The 23,223-nt window shown below is 44.0% G+C and carries 26 protein-coding genes and 1 pseudogene; 21 read left to right on the top strand and 6 right to left on the bottom strand.

All coding sequences use genetic code 11. The features are described 5' to 3' along the window. Position 1: 1 nt before the first annotated feature. From AC20MK_RS07695 to AC20MK_RS07660, 8 genes are all read left to right on the top strand, one after another. Positions 2–469, top strand: a complete 468-nt coding sequence (locus tag AC20MK_RS07695) for an rRNA maturation protein (RefSeq protein WP_487355280.1) — start codon at positions 2–4, stop codon at positions 467–469. Further along, positions 466–720 carry a KEOPS complex subunit Pcc1 gene (locus tag AC20MK_RS07690; protein ID WP_487355279.1) on the top strand — a complete coding sequence of 85 codons (255 nt, stop codon included), beginning with the start codon at positions 466–468 and terminating at the stop codon, positions 718–720. The genes AC20MK_RS07695 and AC20MK_RS07690 overlap by 4 nt, the downstream gene beginning before the upstream one ends. Before the next feature lie 84 nt (positions 721–804). Beyond that, positions 805–1,158 carry a prefoldin subunit beta gene (locus AC20MK_RS07685; protein WP_487355278.1) on the top strand — a complete coding sequence of 118 codons (354 nt, stop codon included), beginning with the start codon at positions 805–807 and terminating at the stop codon, positions 1,156–1,158. Between the two features lie 61 nt (positions 1,159–1,219). Further along, a complete protein-coding gene (locus tag AC20MK_RS07680) occupies positions 1,220–2,185 on the top strand; it encodes a DHH family phosphoesterase (protein ID WP_487355277.1) in 966 nt (321 codons plus the stop codon). A 50-nt stretch (positions 2,186–2,235) separates the two neighbouring features. Beyond that, positions 2,236–3,540: a phenylacetate--CoA ligase family protein gene (locus AC20MK_RS07675; protein WP_487355276.1), complete on the top strand. Its 1,305-nt coding sequence runs from the start codon at positions 2,236–2,238 to the stop codon at positions 3,538–3,540. A gap of 43 nt (positions 3,541–3,583) precedes the next feature. Next, entirely contained in the window at positions 3,584–4,021 is a 438-nt protein-coding gene (locus tag AC20MK_RS07670; protein ID WP_487355275.1) for an ACT domain-containing protein, read from the top strand. 99 nt (positions 4,022–4,120) lie between these two features. Next, a complete protein-coding gene (locus AC20MK_RS07665; RefSeq protein ID WP_487355274.1) occupies positions 4,121–4,471 on the top strand; it encodes a DUF2103 domain-containing protein in 351 nt (116 codons plus the stop codon). A 16-nt stretch (positions 4,472–4,487) separates the two neighbouring features. Further along, the gene (locus tag AC20MK_RS07660; RefSeq protein WP_487355273.1) at positions 4,488–5,465 is read left to right on the top strand and encodes a methanogenesis marker 12 protein; all 978 of its coding nucleotides are present in this window, start codon (positions 4,488–4,490) and stop codon (positions 5,463–5,465) included. A 62-nt stretch (positions 5,466–5,527) separates the two neighbouring features. On the opposite strand, the gene AC20MK_RS07655 is transcribed toward AC20MK_RS07660, so the two are convergent. Further along, positions 5,528–6,319: a carbon-nitrogen family hydrolase gene (locus tag AC20MK_RS07655; RefSeq protein ID WP_487355272.1), complete on the bottom strand. Its 792-nt coding sequence runs from the start codon at positions 6,317–6,319 to the stop codon at positions 5,528–5,530. 171 nt (positions 6,320–6,490) lie between these two features. On the opposite strand from AC20MK_RS07655, the gene AC20MK_RS07650 reads away from it, so the two are divergent. The 4 genes and pseudogenes from AC20MK_RS07650 (at position 6,491) to AC20MK_RS07635 (ending at position 9,664) form a co-directional block, all read left to right on the top strand. Continuing rightward, positions 6,491–7,630: a methanogenesis marker 9 domain-containing protein gene (locus AC20MK_RS07650; protein WP_487355271.1), complete on the top strand. Its 1,140-nt coding sequence runs from the start codon at positions 6,491–6,493 to the stop codon at positions 7,628–7,630. A 7-nt stretch (positions 7,631–7,637) separates the two neighbouring features. After that, positions 7,638–8,585, top strand: a pseudogene (locus AC20MK_RS07645) (triphosphoribosyl-dephospho-CoA synthase). Beyond that, on the top strand, positions 8,585–9,181 hold the full coding sequence (locus AC20MK_RS07640; protein ID WP_487355270.1) for a DUF447 domain-containing protein: 597 nt from the start codon (positions 8,585–8,587) through the stop codon (positions 9,179–9,181). The pseudogene AC20MK_RS07645 and the gene AC20MK_RS07640 overlap by 1 nt, the downstream one beginning before the upstream one ends. 3 nt (positions 9,182–9,184) lie before the next feature. Then, entirely contained in the window at positions 9,185–9,664 is a 480-nt protein-coding gene (locus AC20MK_RS07635) for a nucleoside deaminase (protein ID WP_487355269.1), read from the top strand. Between the two features lie 15 nt (positions 9,665–9,679). On the opposite strand, the gene AC20MK_RS07630 is transcribed toward AC20MK_RS07635, so the two are convergent. Continuing rightward, complete coding sequence (locus AC20MK_RS07630; protein WP_487355268.1) at positions 9,680–10,570, bottom strand: tetratricopeptide repeat protein; 891 nt, start codon at positions 10,568–10,570, stop codon at positions 9,680–9,682. A gap of 215 nt (positions 10,571–10,785) precedes the next feature. On the opposite strand from AC20MK_RS07630, the gene AC20MK_RS07625 reads away from it, so the two are divergent. From AC20MK_RS07625 to AC20MK_RS07590, 8 genes are all read left to right on the top strand, one after another. Beyond that, complete coding sequence (locus tag AC20MK_RS07625) at positions 10,786–13,395, top strand: PAS domain-containing protein (RefSeq protein WP_487355267.1); 2,610 nt, start codon at positions 10,786–10,788, stop codon at positions 13,393–13,395. Between the two features lie 165 nt (positions 13,396–13,560). Further along, positions 13,561–14,406 (top strand): hypothetical protein, encoded by an 846-nt coding sequence (locus AC20MK_RS07620; protein WP_487355266.1) that lies wholly within the window; start codon positions 13,561–13,563, stop codon positions 14,404–14,406. Positions 14,407–14,629: 223 nt separating this feature from the next. Then, positions 14,630–14,983 carry a 50S ribosomal protein L7Ae gene (rpl7ae, locus tag AC20MK_RS07615; RefSeq protein WP_172366827.1) on the top strand — a complete coding sequence of 118 codons (354 nt, stop codon included), beginning with the start codon at positions 14,630–14,632 and terminating at the stop codon, positions 14,981–14,983. 22 nt (positions 14,984–15,005) lie between these two features. Continuing rightward, positions 15,006–15,221 (top strand): 30S ribosomal protein S28e, encoded by a 216-nt coding sequence (locus tag AC20MK_RS07610; RefSeq protein ID WP_011498392.1) that lies wholly within the window; start codon positions 15,006–15,008, stop codon positions 15,219–15,221. A 5-nt stretch (positions 15,222–15,226) separates the two neighbouring features. Beyond that, complete coding sequence (locus AC20MK_RS07605; RefSeq protein WP_487355265.1) at positions 15,227–15,415, top strand: 50S ribosomal protein L24e; 189 nt, start codon at positions 15,227–15,229, stop codon at positions 15,413–15,415. Positions 15,416–15,429: 14 nt separating this feature from the next. Further along, positions 15,430–15,879 (top strand): nucleoside-diphosphate kinase, encoded by a 450-nt coding sequence (ndk, locus tag AC20MK_RS07600; RefSeq protein ID WP_487355264.1) that lies wholly within the window; start codon positions 15,430–15,432, stop codon positions 15,877–15,879. 155 nt (positions 15,880–16,034) lie between these two features. After that, positions 16,035–17,810, top strand: coding sequence for a translation initiation factor IF-2 (infB, locus tag AC20MK_RS07595; protein ID WP_487355263.1), 1,776 nt, complete (start codon positions 16,035–16,037; stop codon positions 17,808–17,810). A 90-nt stretch (positions 17,811–17,900) separates the two neighbouring features. Then, on the top strand, positions 17,901–18,311 hold the full coding sequence (locus tag AC20MK_RS07590) for a 30S ribosomal protein S6e (protein WP_487355262.1): 411 nt from the start codon (positions 17,901–17,903) through the stop codon (positions 18,309–18,311). A gap of 166 nt (positions 18,312–18,477) precedes the next feature. On the opposite strand, the gene AC20MK_RS07585 is transcribed toward AC20MK_RS07590, so the two are convergent. The 4 genes from AC20MK_RS07585 to AC20MK_RS07570 are packed head-to-tail and all read right to left on the bottom strand — an operon-like array spanning position 18,478 to position 21,700. Next, positions 18,478–19,770 (bottom strand): hypothetical protein, encoded by a 1,293-nt coding sequence (locus AC20MK_RS07585; RefSeq protein ID WP_487355261.1) that lies wholly within the window; start codon positions 19,768–19,770, stop codon positions 18,478–18,480. A 9-nt stretch (positions 19,771–19,779) separates the two neighbouring features. Beyond that, positions 19,780–20,979 (bottom strand): AAA family ATPase, encoded by a 1,200-nt coding sequence (locus AC20MK_RS07580; protein WP_487355260.1) that lies wholly within the window; start codon positions 20,977–20,979, stop codon positions 19,780–19,782. Next, positions 20,976–21,545, bottom strand: coding sequence for a hypothetical protein (locus AC20MK_RS07575; protein WP_487355259.1), 570 nt, complete (start codon positions 21,543–21,545; stop codon positions 20,976–20,978). The genes AC20MK_RS07580 and AC20MK_RS07575 overlap by 4 nt, the downstream gene beginning before the upstream one ends. Then, a complete protein-coding gene (locus tag AC20MK_RS07570; RefSeq protein WP_172367613.1) occupies positions 21,545–21,700 on the bottom strand; it encodes a hypothetical protein in 156 nt (51 codons plus the stop codon). The genes AC20MK_RS07575 and AC20MK_RS07570 overlap by 1 nt, the downstream gene beginning before the upstream one ends. 142 nt (positions 21,701–21,842) lie before the next feature. On the opposite strand from AC20MK_RS07570, the gene AC20MK_RS07565 reads away from it, so the two are divergent. Next, positions 21,843–23,174 carry a zinc-ribbon domain-containing protein gene (locus tag AC20MK_RS07565; RefSeq protein ID WP_487355258.1) on the top strand — a complete coding sequence of 444 codons (1,332 nt, stop codon included), beginning with the start codon at positions 21,843–21,845 and terminating at the stop codon, positions 23,172–23,174. The last annotated feature ends 49 nt before the right edge of the window (positions 23,175–23,223 follow it).

The following is a 23,223-nucleotide window of genomic DNA, read 5'->3' as shown; positions in this document are numbered from 1 at the left end:
CATGCTAATCACTTCTTCTCGCAAACCTTCTGCCAATACTCGCACTATGTGCAAGTATTTGGCATCTTTTTTTAATTGCAAATATATGACCCGTGGAAAAATGGGTCTGATGGATATCGTCTCTTTATGTGAAGATGGTCTGTTGATGGTCATAGGTGATTATCACGGAAGTCCTGGTAGCATTATGTTCTATGATGGCGAGGGCGCTGAACTGTTATCGATCCATTTGAGCGTATTTTATCCGGACGGTTACAAATATGCACCCCTTAAGTCACTGGAGCCTTCAATAAATGGCGATGGTGAGCTATTCGAGTTACTTTCCTATTATCTCGATATTCCTGAAGGGGAATGTTATCACGATTCAAAGTGTCTCATTGCCAGCGATGATCATCTTGAGTTCATTTATCTTGATGATATGCTTTTCAGGCTAAATATCAAAAATTATCGTAAAATGGGGATGCTTGAATGAAAATGGCTTCTGAATCTGTTTTTATTACAGAGGACGCAGAGGCTATATATCGTTGCATCTTGCCTGAACTTGGAACCATGGTCTCAGAACGTTCTGCTGTGGATGTAAAGGTCAGTAACGATTCCCTTGTGATGAATGTCATTGCTGATGACATCATATCAATGCGTTCCACACTCAACACCTGGCTTCGTCTTATACAGATAGCACATGATGTATGTGCTGTTGGTAAAAATGCCATAAATGGTGTATGAGATACCCTGCTTTTTATTTTGATGAACCCTGGATAGAAACATTAAAATCATTTCAGGTTTATTGACTGGTCAGGTGAAACCAATATGAGTTCAGAAATACCCCCACAAGTACAGAATCAGCTTGCACAGTTGCAGCAGGTTCAGCAGCAGGCACAGGCGCTTGCTATGCAGAAGAACCAGATGGAATCTATGAAGAAAGAGTCTGAAATGGCACTTGAAGAGCTTGAAAAGCTTTCCGATGATGCTGTTGTCTACAGGGCTGTAGGTGACCTTCAGATCCAGTCAAATAAGGATGATACCATCACAAAGCTGAAAGAGAGACTTGAGACACTTTCACTTAGGCTTCAATCCATCACACGCCAGGAAGAGCGCATCTCAAAGCGTTTTACCCAGCTTCAGGAACAACTTAAGCAGGCAATGGGTACTCAGGGACAGTGATCCTTGTGACCCCTCCTTTATCCTTTTCAGACGGTCCTGTCTGAGCGGATGAGAGGTAGCAATGCAGGTTGACGAAGCTGGATTCTACAACCGTCTCCTTGATTATCACAATATCCTATATCTCTGCCATCGAAATGCCGACCCGGACGCCATAAGTAGTGCATTTGCATTATCTGAAGCTGTCGGAGGCAAAGTGGGGCTTGTGGATGGCTGTAACAGAGTTGCAGCATTACTTGTTGATAAGCTGGGGATAGATGTAATAGATAATCCTGATCCCAAAGATTATGATCTGGTAGTGGTCGTAGACACATCTACCAGCGCACAGCTCAATGATATTGAACTTACCAACTATTGTGTAGTAGATCATCATGCAACTACTGCACTGACAGAGAACGCATCCTTTTACCTTCACCGTAATGCCACATCAGTAGCAGAGATCGTCTATGATGTTCTGAAATGCATGGGTGCACCCATAATGCATCGCATGGCTCTTGGACTCATGGCCGGGATCGTGACAGATACAGGCCATTTCAAGCACGCTACTAGCAGAACGTTCAAGACATTTTCTGAGATAATCGATTCAAGCGGTGTCGAATATGCAGAAGTGCTCGATCTTATGGCATCAACACCTCAGGATGTCTCCATGAGGATCGCAATGCTTAAAACAGCATCAAGGGCAGAGGTTGAACGTGTCGGTGATTGGCTGGTCGTAACTTCGAACGTAAGTTCCTTTGGTGGTTCTGCTTCTTCCATGCTTATCAATATCGGTGGAGATGTTGCTTTTGTAGGCACTGCAAGATCCGATAATATAAGAGTAAGCGGTCGCGCCAAACGCGATGCTGTCAATGCAGGTGTTAATCTTGGCAAGATCATGGAAGAGATCAGCAGCCACTACGATGGAACCGGTGGTGGTCATGCAGGTGCAGCAGGAATAGATGTTGTGGCTGATATGGACACTATCCTCTTCGAGTGCGTTGAGTTGGTGAAAGAAATTTTGAGAACTAAGAAAAACCCGTTGAGTCTATAAGTGGTTGTGACAGACCACCATCATTATTGATCGACAATAGCGTGATAAATATGATAGAATATTGGAATCCACAGATCGAGAGAATGCCTGTTGACGAGTTGAAGAAGCTACAGGGAGAGAAGTTATGCAACCTCGTAAAATATGTTTATGAGCATTCTCCATTTTACCGAAAACGATTTGATGATGCAGGGATAAGGCCAGAGGACATCAAGAGTCTCGATGATGTCACAAAGCTTCCTTTCACGTACAAAAAGGACCTGAGGGATACTTATCCTACAGGTATGTTCTGTGTTCCCAATAACAAACTTGTACGTTTTCATGTATCATCCGGTACTACCGGTAAGCCCACCGTTGTCGGTTATACTGATAATGACATAAAGGCATGGACTACATCACTTGCCCGTGCCCTGACATCGATTGGTGTCGGACGTGACGATGTTATGCAGATAGGTTATGGCTATGGTCTTTTCACAGGCGGTCTGGGTATGCACTATGGTGCAGAAGAGACCGGTTGTACGGTATTGCCTGCAAGTTCCGGTAACACTGACAGGCAGATCGAACTGATGCAGGATCTCGGAACGACCGTCATCGGTTGTACTCCTTCATATTTCCTTTTCATGATAGAGGCTGCAAAGAGTGCAGGCGTGAGCTTCCAGGACGATACGGATCTGCGTGTAGGTGTTTTCGGTGCTGAACCCTGGTCCGAGGAAATGCGTAAGAGGATAGAGGAGTCAGCAGGTATCAAAGCCTACGACATCTTCGGTACATCCGAGCTTAGCGGTCCTCTCTTCACTGAATGTCAGGAACAGGAAGGAATTCATATCTGGGCAGACCAGTTCCTTGTTGAGGTCATAGATCCTGATACAGGTGAGCCTGTACCGAACGGCGAGCGCGGTGAACTTGTGATAACCACACTTGTAAAGGAAGCATTGCCACTCATCAGGTACCGTATAGGGGATATCACTGTACTGAACTGGGATGAATGTGAATGTGGAAGGACACATCCACGCATAATGCGTGTTCTTGGTCGTGCTGATGATATGCTCATTGTTCGTGGTATCAATGTGTTCCCCGGACAGGTCGAGTCCGTACTCATGAAGATACCCGAAGTTGGCGAACACTTCATGATCATCGTGGACAGGATAAATGAGCTTGATATCATGAAGGTGCAGATCGAGATGACCGATGTGGCATTCAGTGACAAGGTCAATGATATCATCAACCTGGAGAAAAAGGTTTCAGCAGCCCTTAAGGGTGTGTTGAATATCGCTGTCAAGGTGGAACTTGTGGAACACGGTTCATTGCCACGTTCTATGGGCAAGGCAAAGAAAGTGATCGATAACAGAAAGTTATAAGCTTTAGAAGACATCATTTAAATTAGGATATGGGGCTGATCTCATGGAAGATAAAATGATCAAACAGATTTCATTATTTGCAGAGAACAAGCCAGGTAGGCTTGCAAGCGTTTCTGACAAGTTCAAAGATGCCGGTATTAACATCCGTGCGTTCACCATTGCTGAAGCAGGCGATTTCGGTATAATCCGAATGGTGGTAGATGATCCTGATCTGGCTCACAAGGTGCTGCATGATGCCGGGTTCACCGTATCGGAGACCAATGTACTTGGTGTGGAGATGGAAGATGTGCCCGGTCAGCTTGGCATGATCGCAGATGTCCTTGGTGAAAAGGATATCAATATCGATTACGCTTATGCTTTCGTTACCAGGACCGAGAAAGCTTTCCTCATTGTCCGCGTCAACGATATCAGGGGTGCTGTCAAGGTCCTTGGTGATGCGAATATAAAGCTTCTTGACATGAGTGATGTTCAGAACATCTGATACTTGAAAATGCACCTTTTGGTGCATATTCTATCTTTTTTTTAAATTTTACTTTCTGTAGACCAGTAACGTTTTATATGATTCTTCCAAATTTTGTTCATGGATGATACTGCTATAATAAGTAAGGAAGCGTCGTTGAAAGAGAAACTTCATGGAGCACACACAACTGTCATTGGTGAACGTCAGGGCAAAAAGATCCTTGCTATCATCAGTCAGCATGAAAAGGTCAAGGGCATCATTCCTTCTGTGATCACTGTTAGGGGTAAGAGCTCTCCAGGTGGTAATCTCACCGCAAAGGTACTTCCACATCCCGATGAGCATGGAAATCTCCGTCTTCTTCTGTCCCATGGGACCTCAGCTCAGGAGATCAGGATCGTTACAACGGTTGCTACCCGTGAGGAAGGGGTACCTCTGATGGAAGAGCTTAATGCTATGCTTTTCGACATCTGATGACAAGGTGTGATCGATGTTTATCGGAGTTGACCACGGGACCAATGCAATGCGTTTTGCCGGGATCTGTGAGGAAGGAATACGGACATTTGAAATGCCGCGTACAGAAGTATCCGGCATGTCCGAGGCTCAGATAATCGATTCGATCACTTCTCATCTTGATATCGGGATCTCTGATATAGAACTTGCAGCTGTCACCTATTCCATGGGTGATGGTATTGTAAGTATCGAGGATATGGACAATGTCGATTCCAGGGGCGTTCTGAGCATAGAGGGTGTCGGAAAAAAGACCGGAGCCGGAACGCTTGTCTTTGATGCTATAAGGAACTCTCCTATCCCTGCTGTCCTCATTCCCGGAATTCATGCAAAAAGCAATACTGATCCTCGATTGAACGTTTTTTCCCATTCCACAAGTCCTGAAAAAATAGGTATAGCCTACAATGCCAAATGTAGGGGCATAAATGATCTTGTGGTCTCGGACATAAGTTCCAATACGGTTACTGTGGGTGTTTGTGGTGGCAAGCTCATAGGTGCTATCGATGCCTGTATATTTGCACCGGGAACCCGGCATGGTCCGCTGGACCTTGAAGCTATAAGGGATGTGGATGCGGGTAAATGCAGTGCCAATGAGGCCTTCATAAATGCCGGTGTGCTGAAACACACTCCTTATTCAGATAATGGTGAACTTCTTGAGGCTGCAGCCAATGGTGAAAGTGCTGCTATCCTTGCACTTGACCAGATCGCTTTATTCGCATCAATGGAAATTGCAGCAATGCAGGTCTTGATGAAAGATCACGGCTCCTGTGGAAAGGTCTTCCTTGCAGGTTCGATCGGTGAAGTTGACTACGTTGCTGAAAGAATAGGTTCTCATCTTGACCTGAAGCCCGAATTGCTCGGTAAATGGAGTGCTGCTGTGGGATGTGCTGAGATGGCACGTGACATTGCAGGTGGTGCAAGGACCATTCTTGGACTTGATGTCAACTTTAATATATGAGCTCGTAAATGATCTGAGCATCTTAAGTGGCTTTGTTCTTTTTCCCTTTCTTTATTCTTTCCTCAATATAGTTCTGGTCTGCGATCATCGAAAACCGGTATTGCTTTTCTTGTTCTTCTCATAAGGGATGTATCAATTTCTTCTATTATCACACATTCCTCCCCCTTTGCATCTGCCATTACGTTTCCAAGAGGGTCGATCATCATGCTGCCTCCAAAGAAGGTGGAATTAGGGTCTGAGCCGGAGCGATTGCATGCAATGTGGAATATCTGATTTTCAATGGCACGTGCAGTGACAAGTGTTCTCCACTGATGTTCTCTTGGGTTCGGGAATTCGGCAATGGTTATGAGTATGTCAGCTCCTGAAAGGCAAAGCTTCCTTGCTATTTCGGGGAACCTTATCTCGTAGCATATTTGCAACCCAATTGTCAATTCCTGTTTTTTAAGCTGTATGGGTTCAATGAGATCTCCTGATACGAAATATCCTTTTTCCTTTCCGAAAGGATGTGTCTTTGAGTAGGTCCCGACAAGTTCTCCATCTTCCAGGCAAAAGCCCAGATTTGTGTATCTATCTCTATTCTCGGAGTCAGGGTTCGCTATTATGGAACCTATCATGGTAAACTTGTTCTTTTTCGAGAAGGCTGCCAGTTCTTCAATTGTGGGGTATGGGCTTGATTCTGATGCCTTCTCAATGTCTTCATAGCAAAAGCCAGTGGAGAACACTTCCGGGAGGATGATGATATCAGCACCTTTTGAAATGGCCTCTTCTGAGAAATGAAGGGCCTTTTCAATGTTCTTTTGTTTATTGCAATGGCAAATATCCATCTGTATGGCTGCAATTTTTATTTTTTCCACTTTATAGCCTCTTTTTATTAATTGTGATATCATCATCATGTTGGCAACACTGGTGCCATTATCGGTCCTTCGTCGTCTGTATCTATCTATTTACCTAACGTTACATTAATATGTAACCACTTTCTTCTACAGCGCAAGATATGCTATTACAATCTTAATGAGGCTATTATTGTGAGCGATGAACTTTTTGATCTGCAAGTTGGCTATGTTACTTTCAGAAACCCCATTGCGCTTGCGCCAATGGCTGGTATCACTGACAGTGCATTTGCCAGCAAAAATGCAAAGAATGCCGGTCTTGCAGTGATCGGTGGCTATAACCTGGATGAAGAAACGAATGCAGCTGCAGCAAAACTTGTTGGAAGAGGCCGGCAGGAGTTCTTATCGGATGCTCCGCTTGAATTCTTTGAAAATGAGGTAAATGCTGTCGATATCGGCGGGGCTGTGGGCTTCAATGTAAGGGCTGTGAGCCTTGATCCTCTTCTTAAAGCTGCCAGTATAGTGAAAGCTGCAGGCGGCATACTTGAGCTTGATGCACATTGCAGGCAGGAGGAAATGGTTTCCATCGGTGTTGGTGAAGCATTGATGAAGGACCTCCCCAGACTCACCGAGTGGATAAGGAAGATCAAAGATACGGGTGTGGTTCTTTCTGTGAAAGTGAGGGCGAACGTTGTGGATGATATCGCCCTTGCAAGAGGCATTGAGAACGCAGGAGCGGACATTCTCCATGTGGATGCCATGAAAGAAGGTGCCGGTGCTGACCTTCGTTCCATCTTGCGTATTCGTGATTCTACAAGGCTTTTCCTCATAGGGAACAATTCCATTATGGACATCATGGATGCGAGGGACATGTTCTCAAAGGGTGCTGATATGATCTCGGTGTCTAGGGGTGTGCTTCAGGATGATGGGTTCATTGATGCCCTTGTTGAAGATGTCTGTGCGGTACAGGAGCAGATGGGCTGGTATAATTCTCCCAAACACGTGTGTCGTGGTGAAGGCGACCTTAGGGGACTCGCATTTTGCTGTTTGCCTGTAAAACCATGTGCAGTTCATGACAAGGCAGCTCAGCTTGGATATACTCCAAAAGAATTCGCTAACATCAAAATGGAATTTGTAAAAGGAACCCCTCTTGAATTCGGTGACAGCACATGTTTTGGTAGTCTGGCATGGTGTTGTAAGATCTCAAAGCCCTGTTATCTGAGGGATGGTGTTCTCGATGTCCTTGACCTTTCTGCTTCGGATTATATGCGTTTGAAAAAGGACCTTGCAACTTATATATTAGATAATGCCAAAAAACCTGTCAATGAACAGTGATCAGGGTATGCATTCTATGGATGCTTGTAACAACCGGTCTGTATACTCACATATCGCATGCTGTGCACAGCTGGCAATGATACTTGAGGTGTCCTCATCTCCAAAGCCGGGTAATATTGACAGGCACCATGACTATGAGGATACTCGCTATGAACATTTTCTGGCATCAGCGGTAAGTATTCATCCCGTCATTGAAGCTGCAGCAAAAAAAGATGCCCCTTTTGGTGCTCTGCTAAGAAGTGCGGTCTGTCATAGTAATAGCTGGCAAAGCGGCGGGAACACGCATTTCGGGGCATTCCTTCTCCTTATACCGCTTTCAATGGCTGCCGGTGAGATCCTTGGCAGTGGGGACGAGTTCGATATGGATAAGCTCGTTGCCCGTGCTCATGAAATAGTCCGCTCAACGGATACGGATGACGCTATTGATTTTTATAAGGCGTTCCGTTCAGCAGGAGTGCGTGTGAACGATGTGGACGAGTTCGATCTTCAGGATGATTCATCATTTGTATCCTTGAGGGAAGAGGGACTGACTCTCTATGACCTCATGAAGATATCACAGGGTTACGACCAGATCGCTAATGAATGGGTCAATGGTTTTGGTGATTGTGTGAAGTGTGCCCAAATGCTGGATAGGTTCATGGGTATGTCCGGGGATGGACCACTGATACCTGATATCAATCATGCAGTCGTTTTTTCATTCCTGAAGCTGCTTTCTGAAAGACCTGATACTTTCATCAGTACAAAGACAGATGAAAAGACCGCTGAGGAAGTTTCATAGCAGGCGAAATGTATTGTGGACAGGTTGGAAGGCTCAGGCTACCACGCGTCTCCTTTCTGGGGTGATGTGGAAGAGTTCGATGAGCTGCTCTTGGAGAAAGGCTTAAATCCCGGATCGACAGCAGATATCGTCATAGCAGGTTTGTTCATATCTTTACTTGGGGGCTTGAGATTCTAATGACTGGATTCGATCTGGATGATTTTGGTATTTCTGAGGGTATCTCGGAAGTTATTGTGACCACCTCTAATGGTTGGGAGCCAAATGCAGCTCCAATAGGTATCATAAGGAAAGGCAATGATGTATTTGTAAGGCTTTACAAAGGTTCGCATACCTATGATAATGTAAAAGCAGAGCGCATGCTGGTTGCAAATCTTGTTTATGACCCTCTTATTTTCGTGCGTAGTACTTTTGGTAACCTCGCGGAATCGGAGTTTGAAGTCCTTTCCTATGAGGGACTTGGGTTTGCAACTATCAGGGATACATTTTGTTGGGTCGTATTCGAATGCGATGAGATCAAGGAGACTTCCGAAGCAATAGTTGCAAAGCTCATCCCAAGGCATGCCCATGCAGGTCGCTGTATCTTCAATCCAATAAACAGGGGATTCAATCTCGTGGTAGAGTCCTGTGTGCATGCTACCCGATTTGAATTGACGAATGATAAGAAGTACCTGAGGCTCATTAAAGCATATTCTGTCACTGTCAACAAATGCGGTAGTGAGCGCGATAAGGAAGCAATGGCCCTTCTTCTTAAAAGATATGATGAACAGGTGTGAGCTATGTCAGAAGATCCTATTGGCAATTTCATGGATGTTGCTGTGAAAGAAGCACTAAAAGGTATGCGTAACAATGAAGGTGGCCCTTTTGGGGCTGTCATTGTAAAGGACGGTAAGATCATCTCAAAAGGGCACAATGAAGTTCTTGGGACCAATGATCCGTCTGCTCATGCTGAGATCGTGGCTATACGTAAGGCATCAGCAGCTCTGGAGGATTTCGATCTGTCCGGTTGTGAGCTCTATGCGACAACAATGCCTTGCCCTATGTGTCTTTCAGCGATCATGTGGGCACGTATTGGGAAGGTATACTATGGCACCAGCACAGAAGATGTTGCATCTATAGGTTTTGATGATGGTGACCTTTATACGATGCTGAGGGAAGGTGTTGACCCTTCGGTACTCAGTGAAGTGAAACTCAAGTGCGAGAATTGTCACGAGCTTCTTAAAGAATGGTCAAAAAAACCGGATAAGAGAATGTATTGATCATTCTCTAACATCTCAGCTTGAACCGAGCAATTCCTTTGCTTCTTCCTCTCTTCCAAGTTTGAATAGTAAGTTTGCCTTGTTCTCAAGTGCTGCGGTAAAACCCCTTTCTACCTCGAGTGCATTGCTGTATGCATTCAAAGCATCCTCATTCTTTCCCATTTCTTCAAGAGTGTTCCCCATGCAGTACCATGCATCGGAAAATGCTGGTTTGATCTCAAGGGCATTGTTGTAAGCTTCAATTGCTTCTTTGTGCTTTCCCAGCTTTTCAAGGGTGTTGGCCTTGCAATACCAAACTCCGGATGCATTTTTCTTGATGGTGGGGTCAGGGTTCGTGTTCAGGAATGAGTAACGCGGAAAATTGAAGTGCATCATGTCTGCAAATTCGATCGCTTTTTCATAGGATTCGAGGGCTTCTTCAAAACGTTCGAGTTGATATAGGGTGTTTGCTTTGCAACACCATGCATCGGGATATTCCGGTTCGAGCGAAATGGCCTTATCGAGTATCCTGAGTGCTTCTTCATATTGACCGGTGTTGAAAAGTATGAACCCTTTGCTGAATACGGGTTTTATGTCATCGGGCGTTTTTTGTATCGTTTCTTCTATTATGGCAAGGGCTTCTTCCTTTTTGTCCAGTTTGAATAGGATGAAACATTTGTTGAATCTAACTTCAAGTTCACGTTTTGCGGCATTCTCGGCCTCATCATCCATTCCGCTTTGGAGGAGCTCTTGCTGCAGTTCTTCCCATATGGATGCTGCTTCTTCATATTTTTCCAAAGCTTCTTCAAATCGTCCGATCTCATGAAGCACATAACCTTTTCCATATGTGCTTTCAGCGTTCTTGACCATTTGTTTTAGTTTTCTTTTATTTGATGCCTGCTGGAACATGTCCTTGATATTATTCATATATTGAAATATCCGGTGGCCAGTGATATACTTTTTGCAATGGGGTTGAGGCAGTAAGTGCTTTGGCGTACTCTTCATATTTATCCGCATAAGGCCAATTTCTTTAAAGGCGTGAGAAATTTATATAAAAAGAACTGTTATTTTGTATGCTAACTCATCAATGTATAAATATGTCTTTTATCTTATTACTTAATGAGCAATATTAATGAACTGCATTGTCTGGCAGTAATTATGGAGTTGATCGCATCAGTGCCAAAAAAACGAATGTCGGCGGTGCAAAAGTATCTACTATTGATGCGGCATCCCGGGAAGAGGTTTTCAAATCTGTTATAAATTCCAGCCCCGCGATTGTCTTTTTATGGAGGGCAGAAGTAGGCTGGCCCGTGGAGTTCGTTTCCGAGAACATCTCACAATTCGGGTATGATGCAAAAGATCTGATCTCCGGAAAGTTTCGTTATGTTGATATTATCCATCCCGATGATGTTGATCATGTAATATCTGAAACGCTTCTTCATATGGGTGATAAAGACCGCAATTTCAACCTCCGATATCGTATTCTCACAAAGGTCGGGGATATTCGCTGGGTCGATGAAAGGACGTCTGCTCATTGTGATGATTCCGGTTCTATCCAGTTCTATCATGGTATCGTTCTGGATATTACTGAGCAAAGGATGGACGATATTGCTTTGCTTGACGGTGCCCTTGGCATGAACAAGGCGCTTCAGACCGTTATCAATTCCAGTCCTGTGGTTGTTTTTCTCTGGAGGGCAGAGAGGGATTGGCCCGTAGAGTTCGTATCGAAGAACATTGATATGTTCGGTTATTCGGTAGAAGATTTCATCTCGGGGAAGTTGGTCTATGGGGATATTGTACATCCTGATGATATTGATCGTGTTCGTACAGGTGTTTCCAAGTGTACTGAGGGCGGCTATTCTGATTTCTTCCAGGAGTATCGTATCCTCACAAAGGCCGGGGAGGTGCGCTGGGTCGATGAAAGAACTCAGATACAACACGATCCACAGGGCAATGTGACATATTTGCAGGGTATCATTCTTGATATAACTGGTAGGAAAAAGATAGAGAATGCACTTCATAGTGAAGAAAAACGTATTGAAGCACTGTTAAGTTTGTACCAGATGACGGATGCTTCCATTCAGGAGATCATTGATTTTGCCAGGGATGAGGTCGTAAGACTGACTGACAGCAAGATCGGATATCTGGCATTCCTGAGCGATGATGAAAGTGTCATCATGACAGATTCATGGTCTGAGGGCGTTACGAATGAATGTTCTCTGAACAAAAAGAAACTTCAGTCACATGTTGTCGATGTCGGGCTTTGGGGTGAATCTCTGAAACAGAGATTGCCGATCATAGTCAATGATTATTCTGAGGAGAATCCTTCTAAAAATGGATATCCTGAAGGGCACATGAGGATCGATCGGTTCTTGAGCGTTCCTATATTTGAAAGGGAAAGGATCGTTGCTCTTGTGGGACTTGCCAATAAGACTGATAACTATGATCTTTCAGATGTGCGTCAGGTCACACTTCTGATGCAGGGGATGTGGAGTATTCTCCTTCATAGGGGGGTGGATGAAGAACTGCGCCGTTCTCTTGACATACAGAAGATCCTGGGGGATGTTATTAAGAACAGTCCTGCGGTTGTCTTCCTTTGGCGCGCTGACCCTGATTGGCCGGTCGAGTTCGTTTCAGAAAATGTGGCCCAGTTCGGTTATTCTGTGGATGATTTTATTTCGGGAAGGTTTGTGTATGCTGATATTGTGCATCCCTATGATCTTGATAGGGTTCAAAAGGAGCTTTCTAAGAGGATAGATGCAGGCTTTATGGATTTTAACCAGGAATATCGGGTATTGACCAAGTTCGGTGATATACGATGGGTGGATGAAAGAACGTTCATCAAGCACGATGAGGATGGGAATGTCGCTTATATGCAGGGTATCATTGTGGATGTTACTGACCGTAAACATTCTGATGATTTTATGCATATGCAATTTGACCTTGATAGTGTTCTAAGTTCTGCGCATACTCTTGAAGAAACCTTTGAACAGATGCTTGAATTCAGCTTAAAGGTCGAACCGGTGGATTCTGGTAGGTTGTATATTTTTGATGAATCAACGGGGGATCTGAGACTTGTGGCACATAAAGGTCTTTCAGAGCGTTTTGTGAAGGACACTTCGGTGTTTGGAACGAATTCTGTGCAGAACCGTCTTGTGATGACCGGGCAACCGGTTTACAAGCATCATTCGGAACTTAGTGCTATTACCACTGGTGAGAGCTCACAGTACGAGGGCTTACACGCTACCGGTATAATCCCTGTGAAATATGATGGGAAGGTCATTGCAGCTCTTTGCTTGTCTTCGCATTCCGAATATGAGATCCCTGCCAATGCCCGTAATTCCCTTGAGACCATAGCTACCCAGATAGGAGTTGTCATTTCAAAGATCCGCTCGGATTCAAATGATTCTAAGAAGTGCAAGGACCTTCAGTCACTTGTTGATATGGTGGATGAGATCTTGGTGGTGCTGGACATGGATGGATATGTACTATATGCAAATAAGATGCTTGCAGAAGTTCTGGAACTTTCTGATGGGGATATTTCAGATATGCATTACCTTGAGCTTCATCCTGATGGGGAATGGGATAATGTGGATTCCATGCTTTCCAGTGCTAGGGTTGGAAAAAAATTAGTATATGAAACTGTCATGCTGGGTGCGGGTGGTTTTCTTGTCGGGGTCGAAACAAAGCTTGTCTGTGGTGAATGGTCGGGACAGCCTTGTATTATGGCTTCATCAAGGCTGATTGATTGATTGATTGATTGATTGATTGATTGGATTATGAGCTGTTGTATCGGGCTATATCGTCTGCCCTATTTTTTTATTTCAGGAGTAAATAAATAGTCTTTATATATGATTATGTAGATAATTGCTTTACATATTAGATACGATAATACATCGATTTTTTGGAGAGTATAAATGAATACAAAATATGTAGCCATTTTTTTGGTGGTTATAATGGTCATGTCAATAATGCCTTTTTTCTTCAGTGGGAACTCGAATGGGGAGACTGCGGACAATTCGGCTGTGGATGTAGCTGGTTTTGAATCTATTCCAGGTGAACATGTGGACTATGAACTGAACTCCCTTGCTGATGGGCTGGCAGTGACGCCTGAAGGGGCAGTATTTGCAGAGTATGTTGACCTTGACAGCATAAGGGATACCCCACTTATCCTTATGATGGGTAATACGTCACAGCTGGATGCAGTCTATGGTGTTCCGGTAACGAAGTTGTACTCTGCGGAATATACTAATAAGCACAGCTTCAATATGCATGTAATAAACCCTGAGGTCATTGCTTTCCCTTATTATCTTTCAGAGGAAGCGTATAATGGATACTATTTCGCTTCACGCGGAAGCGACCTGTATAATGTAATAGGTAATCCTATCCTCTTTGGTCAGCAGGATCGACTGGAGGACGTTCTGGATGTCATGGAAGGCGATGCTACAGCTTCATCAGATTTCAACAGGGTAATGGAGTTCGTGGAGTTGGGTGCACCTGTACAGCAAGTCATGGTCGTTGAGGATGGTTTTGCAGATCAGTATTACCTTGATCTGATGTTCCTTGATGATTCACGCTTGTCACGCACTACTGTCTATCTCAATCCGACAGAGGGTACTAGGAACAACATAACTGCCTATGCAGCTGAAGGTCCTGATAAAGGGCTGGAATATGATGTTTATTCTCAGGAAGATATTCTAAAGGTGACCGTTACCTTAGATTCCTCAGATTTCTATACCTTCATGGCTGAACCTGCTTGGTGAGCTTGCTCTCACCTCGTTTTTTTTTTATGTTCTGTTCTGCGTATGTCTTTGGTGAGCTATCAGGCATTTCGGCGCAAGCTATATATGTGACTGTGGCGATTCATACCAAATACTTCGGTTGATGTAATATACACTCATTTCTGGGTGAATGTGCATTGCTGATGTGAATTACAATGAATAATGACAGACCGCAGATAAGGGCGGTTTCGAAGGAGATATAAATATGGTTAAATTCGAAGTTCCTGATGAATTAGCAGATAAAGCACTTGAAGCAATCGAACTCGCAAGAGACACCGGAAAGGTAAAGAAAGGTACAAACGAAGCAACAAAAGCTATCGAGAGAGGCATCACAAAGCTCGCAGTAATTGCAGCTGACATTGAGCCATCCGAGATCGTTGCTCACATTCCAGCTCTTTGCGAAGAAAAGAACACACCATACATTTTTGTAAAACAGCAGAAAGAACTTGGTGCAGCATGTGGAATTGGCGTAGGCTGCGCAGCTGTTGTGATCACTGATGCAGGAAAGGGCAGCGAAATTGTAGAAGACGTTGCACAGAAAGTCGCTGCACTCAAATAATCATTGACTGGAGGTATCCCCAATGGCAGATGATGATATGGGTTTTGCAGCTGAGGTTATCGACGTGATCGGTAACACCGGTATGCATGGCGAAGCCAGCCAGATTCAGTGCAGGGTTCTTGAAGGTCGTGACAAGGGTAGGATCATTACAAGAAACTGCGTTGGTCCTGTAAGAATTGGTGATGTTTTCATGCTTATGGAGACATCCAGAGAGGCTAAGAAACTAACTACCAGGTGATGATAATGGAACAGAGAAAATGTTCATTTTGCGGAGAGTTGCTTGAGCCAGGTACAGGTCTCCTTTTTGCAAAGAGGGACGGATCCACATATTATTTCTGTTCTTCCAAATGTAAGGGCAACTTCGATCTTGGAAGACTTCCAAGGCGTACTGTCTGGACAGAACAGGGTAGGGTCTACTTGAAGAAAGCATAATGTTGGTGAATCTGATGGAAAGAACCTATGTTATGGTCAAACCAGATGGCGTTCAGCGCTGTCTTGTTGGAGAGATCGTTTCAAGAATCGAGAAAAAGGGTCTTAAGATCGCAGCATTAAGGATGAATGTGATGACCGAAGCGGCTGCAAAGGAGCACTACAAAGAGCACTCCGAGAGGCCTTTCTTCGGTTCCCTCGTATCCTTTGTCACTTCAGGTCCATCTGTTTCGATGGTCATTGAAGGCAACAATGCGATCAAGATCATGCGTGCGATCAATGGTGCAACAAATCCTGTCGATGCATTGCCTGGAACTATCCGTGGCGATCTTGCAGTTGATATGGGTAGAAATGTTGTCCATGCATCCGATGCTCCGGAATCAGCAGAGCGTGAGATAGCTCTTCACTTCGAAGAGTCTGAGATCTCCGGCTATCCACGAGCAGATGATGAATGGTTGTATGAGTGATTCGAAAGGATCAGACATCTGAAGATCGAATAACATTCAGGGATAATTGACCGTTAGTTCGGTCCATTGTCATTGTTAGTATGTTATGTACTAACGTTCCTGAATGTTTTTTTTAATATTAATGAATTCAACAGGATTTCAGAGAGAGTTGTGTCATGGTTGTAAAAGATAACTTACGAACTCCTATCGTTTGTGTTATGGGGCATGTGGATCACGGCAAGACCTCACTGCTTGACATGATACGTGGAAGTGCAGTTGTATCCGGAGAAGCTGGAGCTATAACCCAGCACATTGGTGCAACCGAAGTTCCTATAAGTGCTATTGTGGAAAAATGTGGGAATCCAGGTCTACTTGACAAGTTCATGGTCCCTGGACTTCTTTTCATTGATACGCCTGGCCATCATGCGTTCACTACTTTAAGGAGTCGTGGCGGTGCTCTTGCAGACCTTGCCGTTGTTATCGTTGATATCAATGAAGGGTTTAAACCACAGACGATCGAGAGCCTGAATATTTTGCAACAGCATAAGACCCCGTTCGTTGTTGTGGCGAACAAGATCGACAAGATCCATGGTTGGAACCCTCAAAAAGGTGCTCCTTTCATGACATCTTACAATAAGCAGAGCGAACACGTGAAGGGAATCCTTGACACCAAGTTCTATGAGGTCGTAGGTGAACTGTATAACCATGGGTTCAGTTCAGATCGATATGACCGTGTAAACGATTTCCAGCATAATATCGGTGTCATCCCTATCAGTGCGATCACAGGTGAAGGTATTCCTGATCTATTGATGGTCCTGCTGGGTCTGGCGCAGAGATTCCTTGAATCTAATCTTCATTATAATGCAGAAGGACCCGGTGTGGGTACTGTTCTGGAGGTCAAAGAAGAGCGTGGACTTGGAACCACCCTTGATCTTATATTGTATGATGGAGTGCTGAAAAAAGGTGATACGATAGTTGTTGGATGTTTGGGTGAACCTATACAGACAAAAGTTCGTGCTGTCCTAAAACCACGTGCTCTTTCAGAGATCAATGTTGAAGATAAGTTCAAGCAGGTCAGTAAGGTTACTGCTGCAGTTGGTGTTAAGATCTCAGCTCCTCATCTCGATGGTGCATTATCCGGAGGTTCAGTCAGGGTAGCTACTGCTGAAACATTGGATGCTGTTGTTGAAGAGGTGCGTAATGAGGTCGAAGATGTCCAGATCGATACCGATCAGAGTGGCATAACTATCAAAGCTGATACAATTGGCTCTCTTGAAGCTCTTGTGAACGAACTTAAAAAGGAGGATATCCCTATTCGCAAAGCGGATGTGGGTGATATTTCCAACAGGGACATTATGGAAGCTTTCGCTATCGAAGATCCATTCCATTCTGTTATTGTCGGTTTCAATGTCAATATCCTTCCTGATGCCAAAGAAAAAGTACAATCTACTGGTGTCAAGGTGTTCATGAACGATGTCATCTACCGTTTGATAGATGACTATAGGGACTGGGTAAAGGAACAGCGGGCTATATCCGAAAAGGCTGTTTCCGAGACAATTGTCAAACCTGCTATGTTCACTATTATGCCTGACTGTGTGTTCAGACAGAGCAAACCTGCTGTTGTGGGTGTGCGGATAATAGGTGGTACTATCAAGACAAAGGTCGATGTTACGACAGACGATGGTACTGTAGTGGGAGTTGTAAAAGGCTTGCAATCACGGGGTGAGAACGTAAGTGTTGCTAAGATCGGCATGGAGGTTGCTATGTCTATCGATGGTCCTACTGTGGGCAGGCAGATAAACGAAGGCGATGTGCTCTATGCGAACATACCTGAAAGGCATGCTAAGATACTTGAGCACGAACTTTACGATTCACTTTCGGCGGATGAATTAGAAGCACTTGAATCCTTCTTGGATATAAAAAGAAGGGATAACCCATTCTGGGCGAAATGATCGATGGATACAAAATAAATACCTGTAATTCATATACAGGCTTAAGCTAACTTTAAATACGAATTTATTCAAACATATTGGAGGCAAATCATGGCAGATTTTAAAATTGTAGTTTCAGATCCAAAAACAAAGACCTACCAGTTCGACATTACTGGAGCTGAAGCAAACCAGTACATTGGAAGATCTATTGGTCAGACAGTAGATGGCGCAACCGTAGGTCTGAATGGTTACACACTAACCATTACAGGCGGTACCGACAACAGTGGTTTCGTAATGAGCCCAACCTTCCCAGGTCCAAAGAGGCAAAAGATCCTCATTGCAAAGGGTGTAGGATATTCAGCAGTAGCAAAAGGCGTACGCCGAAGGAAATTCCTTCGTGGAAGCGAGGTCGCTCCTGACATCACTCAGATCAACACCAAAGTTACAGGATACTCTGACAAGAGCATTGAAGAGATCCTTGGTGGCGGTTCAGAAGACGTTGAAGCACCAGCAGAAGAGTGATATTAGTCACTCTCCTTTTTAATTATTTTTTTCGATTCATTCATTAAAAAAATTGATTTTATTAAATGATCTATTTTGTTACTACATTTATTTAGTTAAAAAATTTAATTTAATAGCAGCTATGTCCTATCAATTGATCTGCTGTTCAATCCTAATTCTCTTGGTATTATTTTGATCTTGTATATTTTGGCGAGTCCAGGCCAACATCGATTAGTGCTTTCTTCTTAACAAGGCCATCTATGAATTTTTTAGCTCCTCTTAAGTTGAGCCCGGAATGTTCCACAACATCATCGAGGTCAAAGTACTCTTCGTCTTCAATGAGTTGGTCCACGATCTGTGCCAATTTAGTCCGGTTTTCATTTGTGGAATGCCAGAATACAAATTTCCGGTTGTTTTCATCAGTTTCATTGTATACAAGATCGTCTTCCAACAGATCGTATATGAAAAATCCCAGTCTCTGATGTGAATATGTCCTTACCCAGTCCTTTATGCTTTGATCCCATGAACTGCTGATAAAACATAGGCTCATGTACTGGTTTTGTTCGATGGTACTTGCTTTTGCCTGTATCATCTCGATGATATCTCTCTTGTCGTCTATGGATTTCCAGTAGTTATCGACTATAAGCATTGGAGTTTTGAACCTTCCTTCCTTTATGGAGCCACGCACACTTCTTTTTGAAAGTTCGACCTTCCATTGCTTGTCTGCAATGTATTCTCCATCATAAGAGACCTCGGGATGCTGTTTCTCAAATTTTTGTTCCAGGATATTTATGTAACTGTAAAGTTTTGAAAGGATTTCAGTATCAAGTTCATCTTTTTTGGTATAGATCTGGGTGTCATGTGGGATTGATGTTTCATCTTCAATATCATCAATTGAGCTAGTTTTGATCTCAGGGGGAGAAGTTTCAGATATTTCTGTTCTGTTTTCTGCAGAGGTTTTTTCTTCAGTTTCCTTCTGCTCTTTCTCTCTTATTTCCTTTTCTTGCCTTTCCCTTTTTTCTCTTTCAGCTTGCTTCTTACTTCCGATCCTGTTCTCGTATTCGCTCAGGTTCTTGTCTGTAAGCTCGATCCTGTGGCTAAATCCCATCTCTATTTTATCCACAAGGTCACTGATGGCAAAGGCATCGACATTCTCACCGGTAGCAATGGCATTCTCCACTTCCTGAAGCAGCATCGTAGAGGCGTCTACGAATCTGTCTTCGTTCTCATAGAACTCATCAATGTTGCCGCTATGACTTCCGAAGGAATCAAGTTCTTTTTTTACCGCTTCTGATATCAGTCCTGTTATCCTCGTCCGAAGCTGTCGAAGTTGTGATGTAGTGACTGAATCCTTTTGTTGATATGTCTTCTGGATCAGTTTTTCGATGCGTGAATGCGTGTTCTTCAGGAGTTCATGCACTTTTTTCCTGTTCTCTTCCTGCAATGTTGTGGGATGGGATTCCAGATCCATATCGTTCACTCTCTGTTATTAGTGGAATAGCTCTCTAAAGACTTCTTCTTCGCCAGTTTTCTTTATTTCACGTTTTGCTTCGGAATACCAGCTGGTGATCGAAGGTTTCCTTTGCTCCAGTACTTTGATGAAATCGTCCATCTTTATCTTCCTGGGCTCTGCACCACGAAGTGCCTCTCCAAGCGGAATGTCAGCGGCCTCTTTGCAAATGGCTGAAATATCTGCTCCCGAATATGATCCGGTGATCTCTGCCAGTTTCTCTACGTTGACATCATCATCGATCGGTCTTTTCTTCAGGTTGATCTTAAAGATGGCAATTCTTGCAGGAAGGTCCGGTTCCGGCACGAAAACGAGTTTACTAAAGCGTCCAGGTCTGCGAAGTGCCGGGTCTATGGCCCAGGGTTCATTTGTCGCAGCAAGGACCAGCAGGTCATCATCGGCTGTGTCCACTCCATCCATCTGGGCAAGCAGTTCATTGACCACTCTTTTGGCATAATCCTCAGCTTCACTTCGCCTTCCCCCAATGGAGTCTATCTCGTCAAAAAAGATGATGGCCTTCTCACATTCCCTTGCAGTGTCAAAGACCTTCTTTATATTCTTCTCAGAAGCACCCACCCATTTGCTTACAATACTGCTTGTTTTTACACTGATGAAATCCGCACCACATTCCTTTGCAGCGGCCTTTGCCATCATTGTCTTTCCACAACCTGGGGGGCCGTGCAGGAGTATTCCTTCGCCAGCTTTCTGGCCATACATCTGGTACAGTTCTTTATGGGTGAATGGGTATATTATGGCCTTTCTGATATCCTCTTTAACAGACTCGAGGCCACCAATGTCGGAAAATCCGATATCAGGCTTTTCTGTCATTATCAGATCATCTTTTGATAATGACGATTCATCGGTATCTTCCTTTGTGCCCGTGCCTGATCCGGAATACTGGACGCCTGAACGTTTGAATGACTGTGCCTTTGCAAAAAGGTGTTCTGCAAGGTCACGCTGTGTATTCTTATCGGTTTTGTCAGTTGAGAGCTTCGAAGCTTCGTTGTAGAGCTTTGCAGATCTTAGGTATAGTTCCCTTGCCCTCTCCTTTTCATTCTCTTCTTCCAATGTCCTGGCAGCTTTTGCATACCCTCTTGCCTGTGCTGCCAGTGAACTTGCAGATCCCAGATTCGCACCCCCTTGCAGTATCTGTAGGTCAGTATGATCCTGCCAGATCACTCTGACTCGGCCATCTCTTCATCGATCTTCTTTGATAGCTCATCTTTAGATGATGTCTCAGTGCTAAGTTCTGCCAATAGCTCGGAGCGAAGGGAGTCCTGCATATCACTAAGCTCTGTACCGCCGTTCATAGCTGCATCCATTGAGGATGTCATGAGGTTGGTGGCAGTATTCACTTTCTCCATGGATGTGCGGATGTTGGTAATAGCTCCCTCGAGCTTTGTTGTATCAAAACCAAGCTGCTTTTGCCATTTTCCGAGGTTTTCCCCTATCTCGACAACCTCTTTAAGTCCACTTTCCATCTCGATCACATCGGTCATGGACTGTGCCATTTCGACCATACTTCCAATGGTGTTGACCTGGCCTTCTATCATCGAGTATCTTCGAGATGCCACCCTGAAATCCCTGTCATTCCCATCTGAAAGGGCATCCTTGGCTTGTGTACGTGCCTGTTGTCTTTTCTTGTTGAGCTCTTTCTCACGTGCTGTCAATCTCTGCTCTGACATCGATAGCTTTGTTTTCAGTTCATCAGGTGATACCTTTTTGAATGGATTAGCGAATCCCATTATATCTCCTCCTCCATTTTCTTTTGTTTGGCATACCTTATACATATTTTCAATGCTTCGGACATGTTTATAGCAACTCCTTTTTCAACAAGATGTTGTAGATATTGTTTACTATCTTCTGAGACCCTTGCACTTACAGGATACGAGCGACCCATTTTATCTCCTCATGTTTAGTTTTTTTGATTACAGATATCTATTTTTCTTTCGTTGACCTATCTTCTAATGGTCTGTCAAAGAAATTAAAGATTATGTATGCTTATGTATACAATAGAAAACATTATATATAATATTTGTTCAATGTTAATCTATAGCATATTCCCTGAGGATGGAGGTATTGGAACTATGGCGTTCAAATGGAAGAAGGATCTTGATGATATTGCACGTGTAATCCCTAAGAAGAATGTAAAAGGTTTCTTCAGCAAGTCTATTACTCTCTCACCTAATGAGAAAGCTGTTATGATAAAGAATGGTGTGGTTGAAGACATCATCGACAGTGGGAAAATGAAAATTGGTGGTCTGCTGAAACCAGGGACCTTGCGTAAGGATGTGGATGTTGCTCTTATTGACACTTCCTTTAAGGAACTGAGGTGGGAGGTTCCCGGTCTATGGACACGTGATGATCAGGAAGTTGGATGTGGAGGTATCCTGAGGTTCACCATAAACGATCCTAAAAAGTTCTTCAACATGATATTCTCCTATACGGTTGCGGAAAAGAATGGGGAAAGAAATCTCTCTATCTTCGATATTTATGATCACCTTGAAAGTGAAACAATAACCCGTGTCCTTGAACCGGAAGTTCATGGGGAGGATATTGACTCCCTTTATGGTAACCGTGACCTTCAGCTGAGGATGGAAAATGAGCTTGAAATGCAGCTTAAGGACACTCTTTTGCTGTGGGGGATAGAGCTTGTAAAATACACTTGCGAGTGGGACTTTGGTAGCTATGCCGTTGTCAGAAAGGAGCGCAGTGGATTCCAGGTTAGCGAGGAGCTTAAGGAAATATCTGCTCTTGAAAAGGAAGGCGACCTGGACCGTGAGAGCCGCATAAATGTTGCAGCCACAAGGGCTGGCTTTGCAGAAGAAACAGTGAGTGCAGCTCATTACAGAACCGAAGTGGAAAAGGATGCTCTCCACAGGTCAAGGATCTCACAGATCGAGACCGAAGCTGATGCTGCCGAAGCTAAACAGGCAATTGAAACGTTTTCTGATTGGAAACAGACCAAAACCGGAGCCAAAAGGGCTGAACTTGAACTTGATGAGGATATGAGCGACCGTCAGCATTCCCGGGACATGGAGTATATGGGTAATGTTATGGAAAAAGGCGGTTCAGATGTTGCAAAGGTCATTGTACAGGGCAGGGAGTTCCAGAATATGTCTCCTGAGCAGCTTGAAGCCCTTGCCAAAATGAAAGAAGCGGAGAACATTGCAAAAGAGGACAAGGTCCGGTTCATGATGGACGTTGAGGACCGTGAGCGTGAGGATTCATATCGCAGAAAGGAGTTGGATGCTGAAATGATGGGCGCTGCACAGGCACGCAGAACTCCAGGTGTAAAGAAATGTCCGGGTTGTGGTACTACAGTCCCTGCAGAGGCACATTTCTGTGGTCAGTGCGGGACAAAGCTTGATTAAACTCAATGTAGGGGTAAAACATTACTTTTAAAATAAAAATCCCTCTAAA

It is taken from the genome of Methanococcoides sp. DA23 (assembly GCF_057593895.1).
Note: the sequence above shows the minus strand (reverse complement) of the source record. Positions and strands in the feature narration are given on the sequence as shown.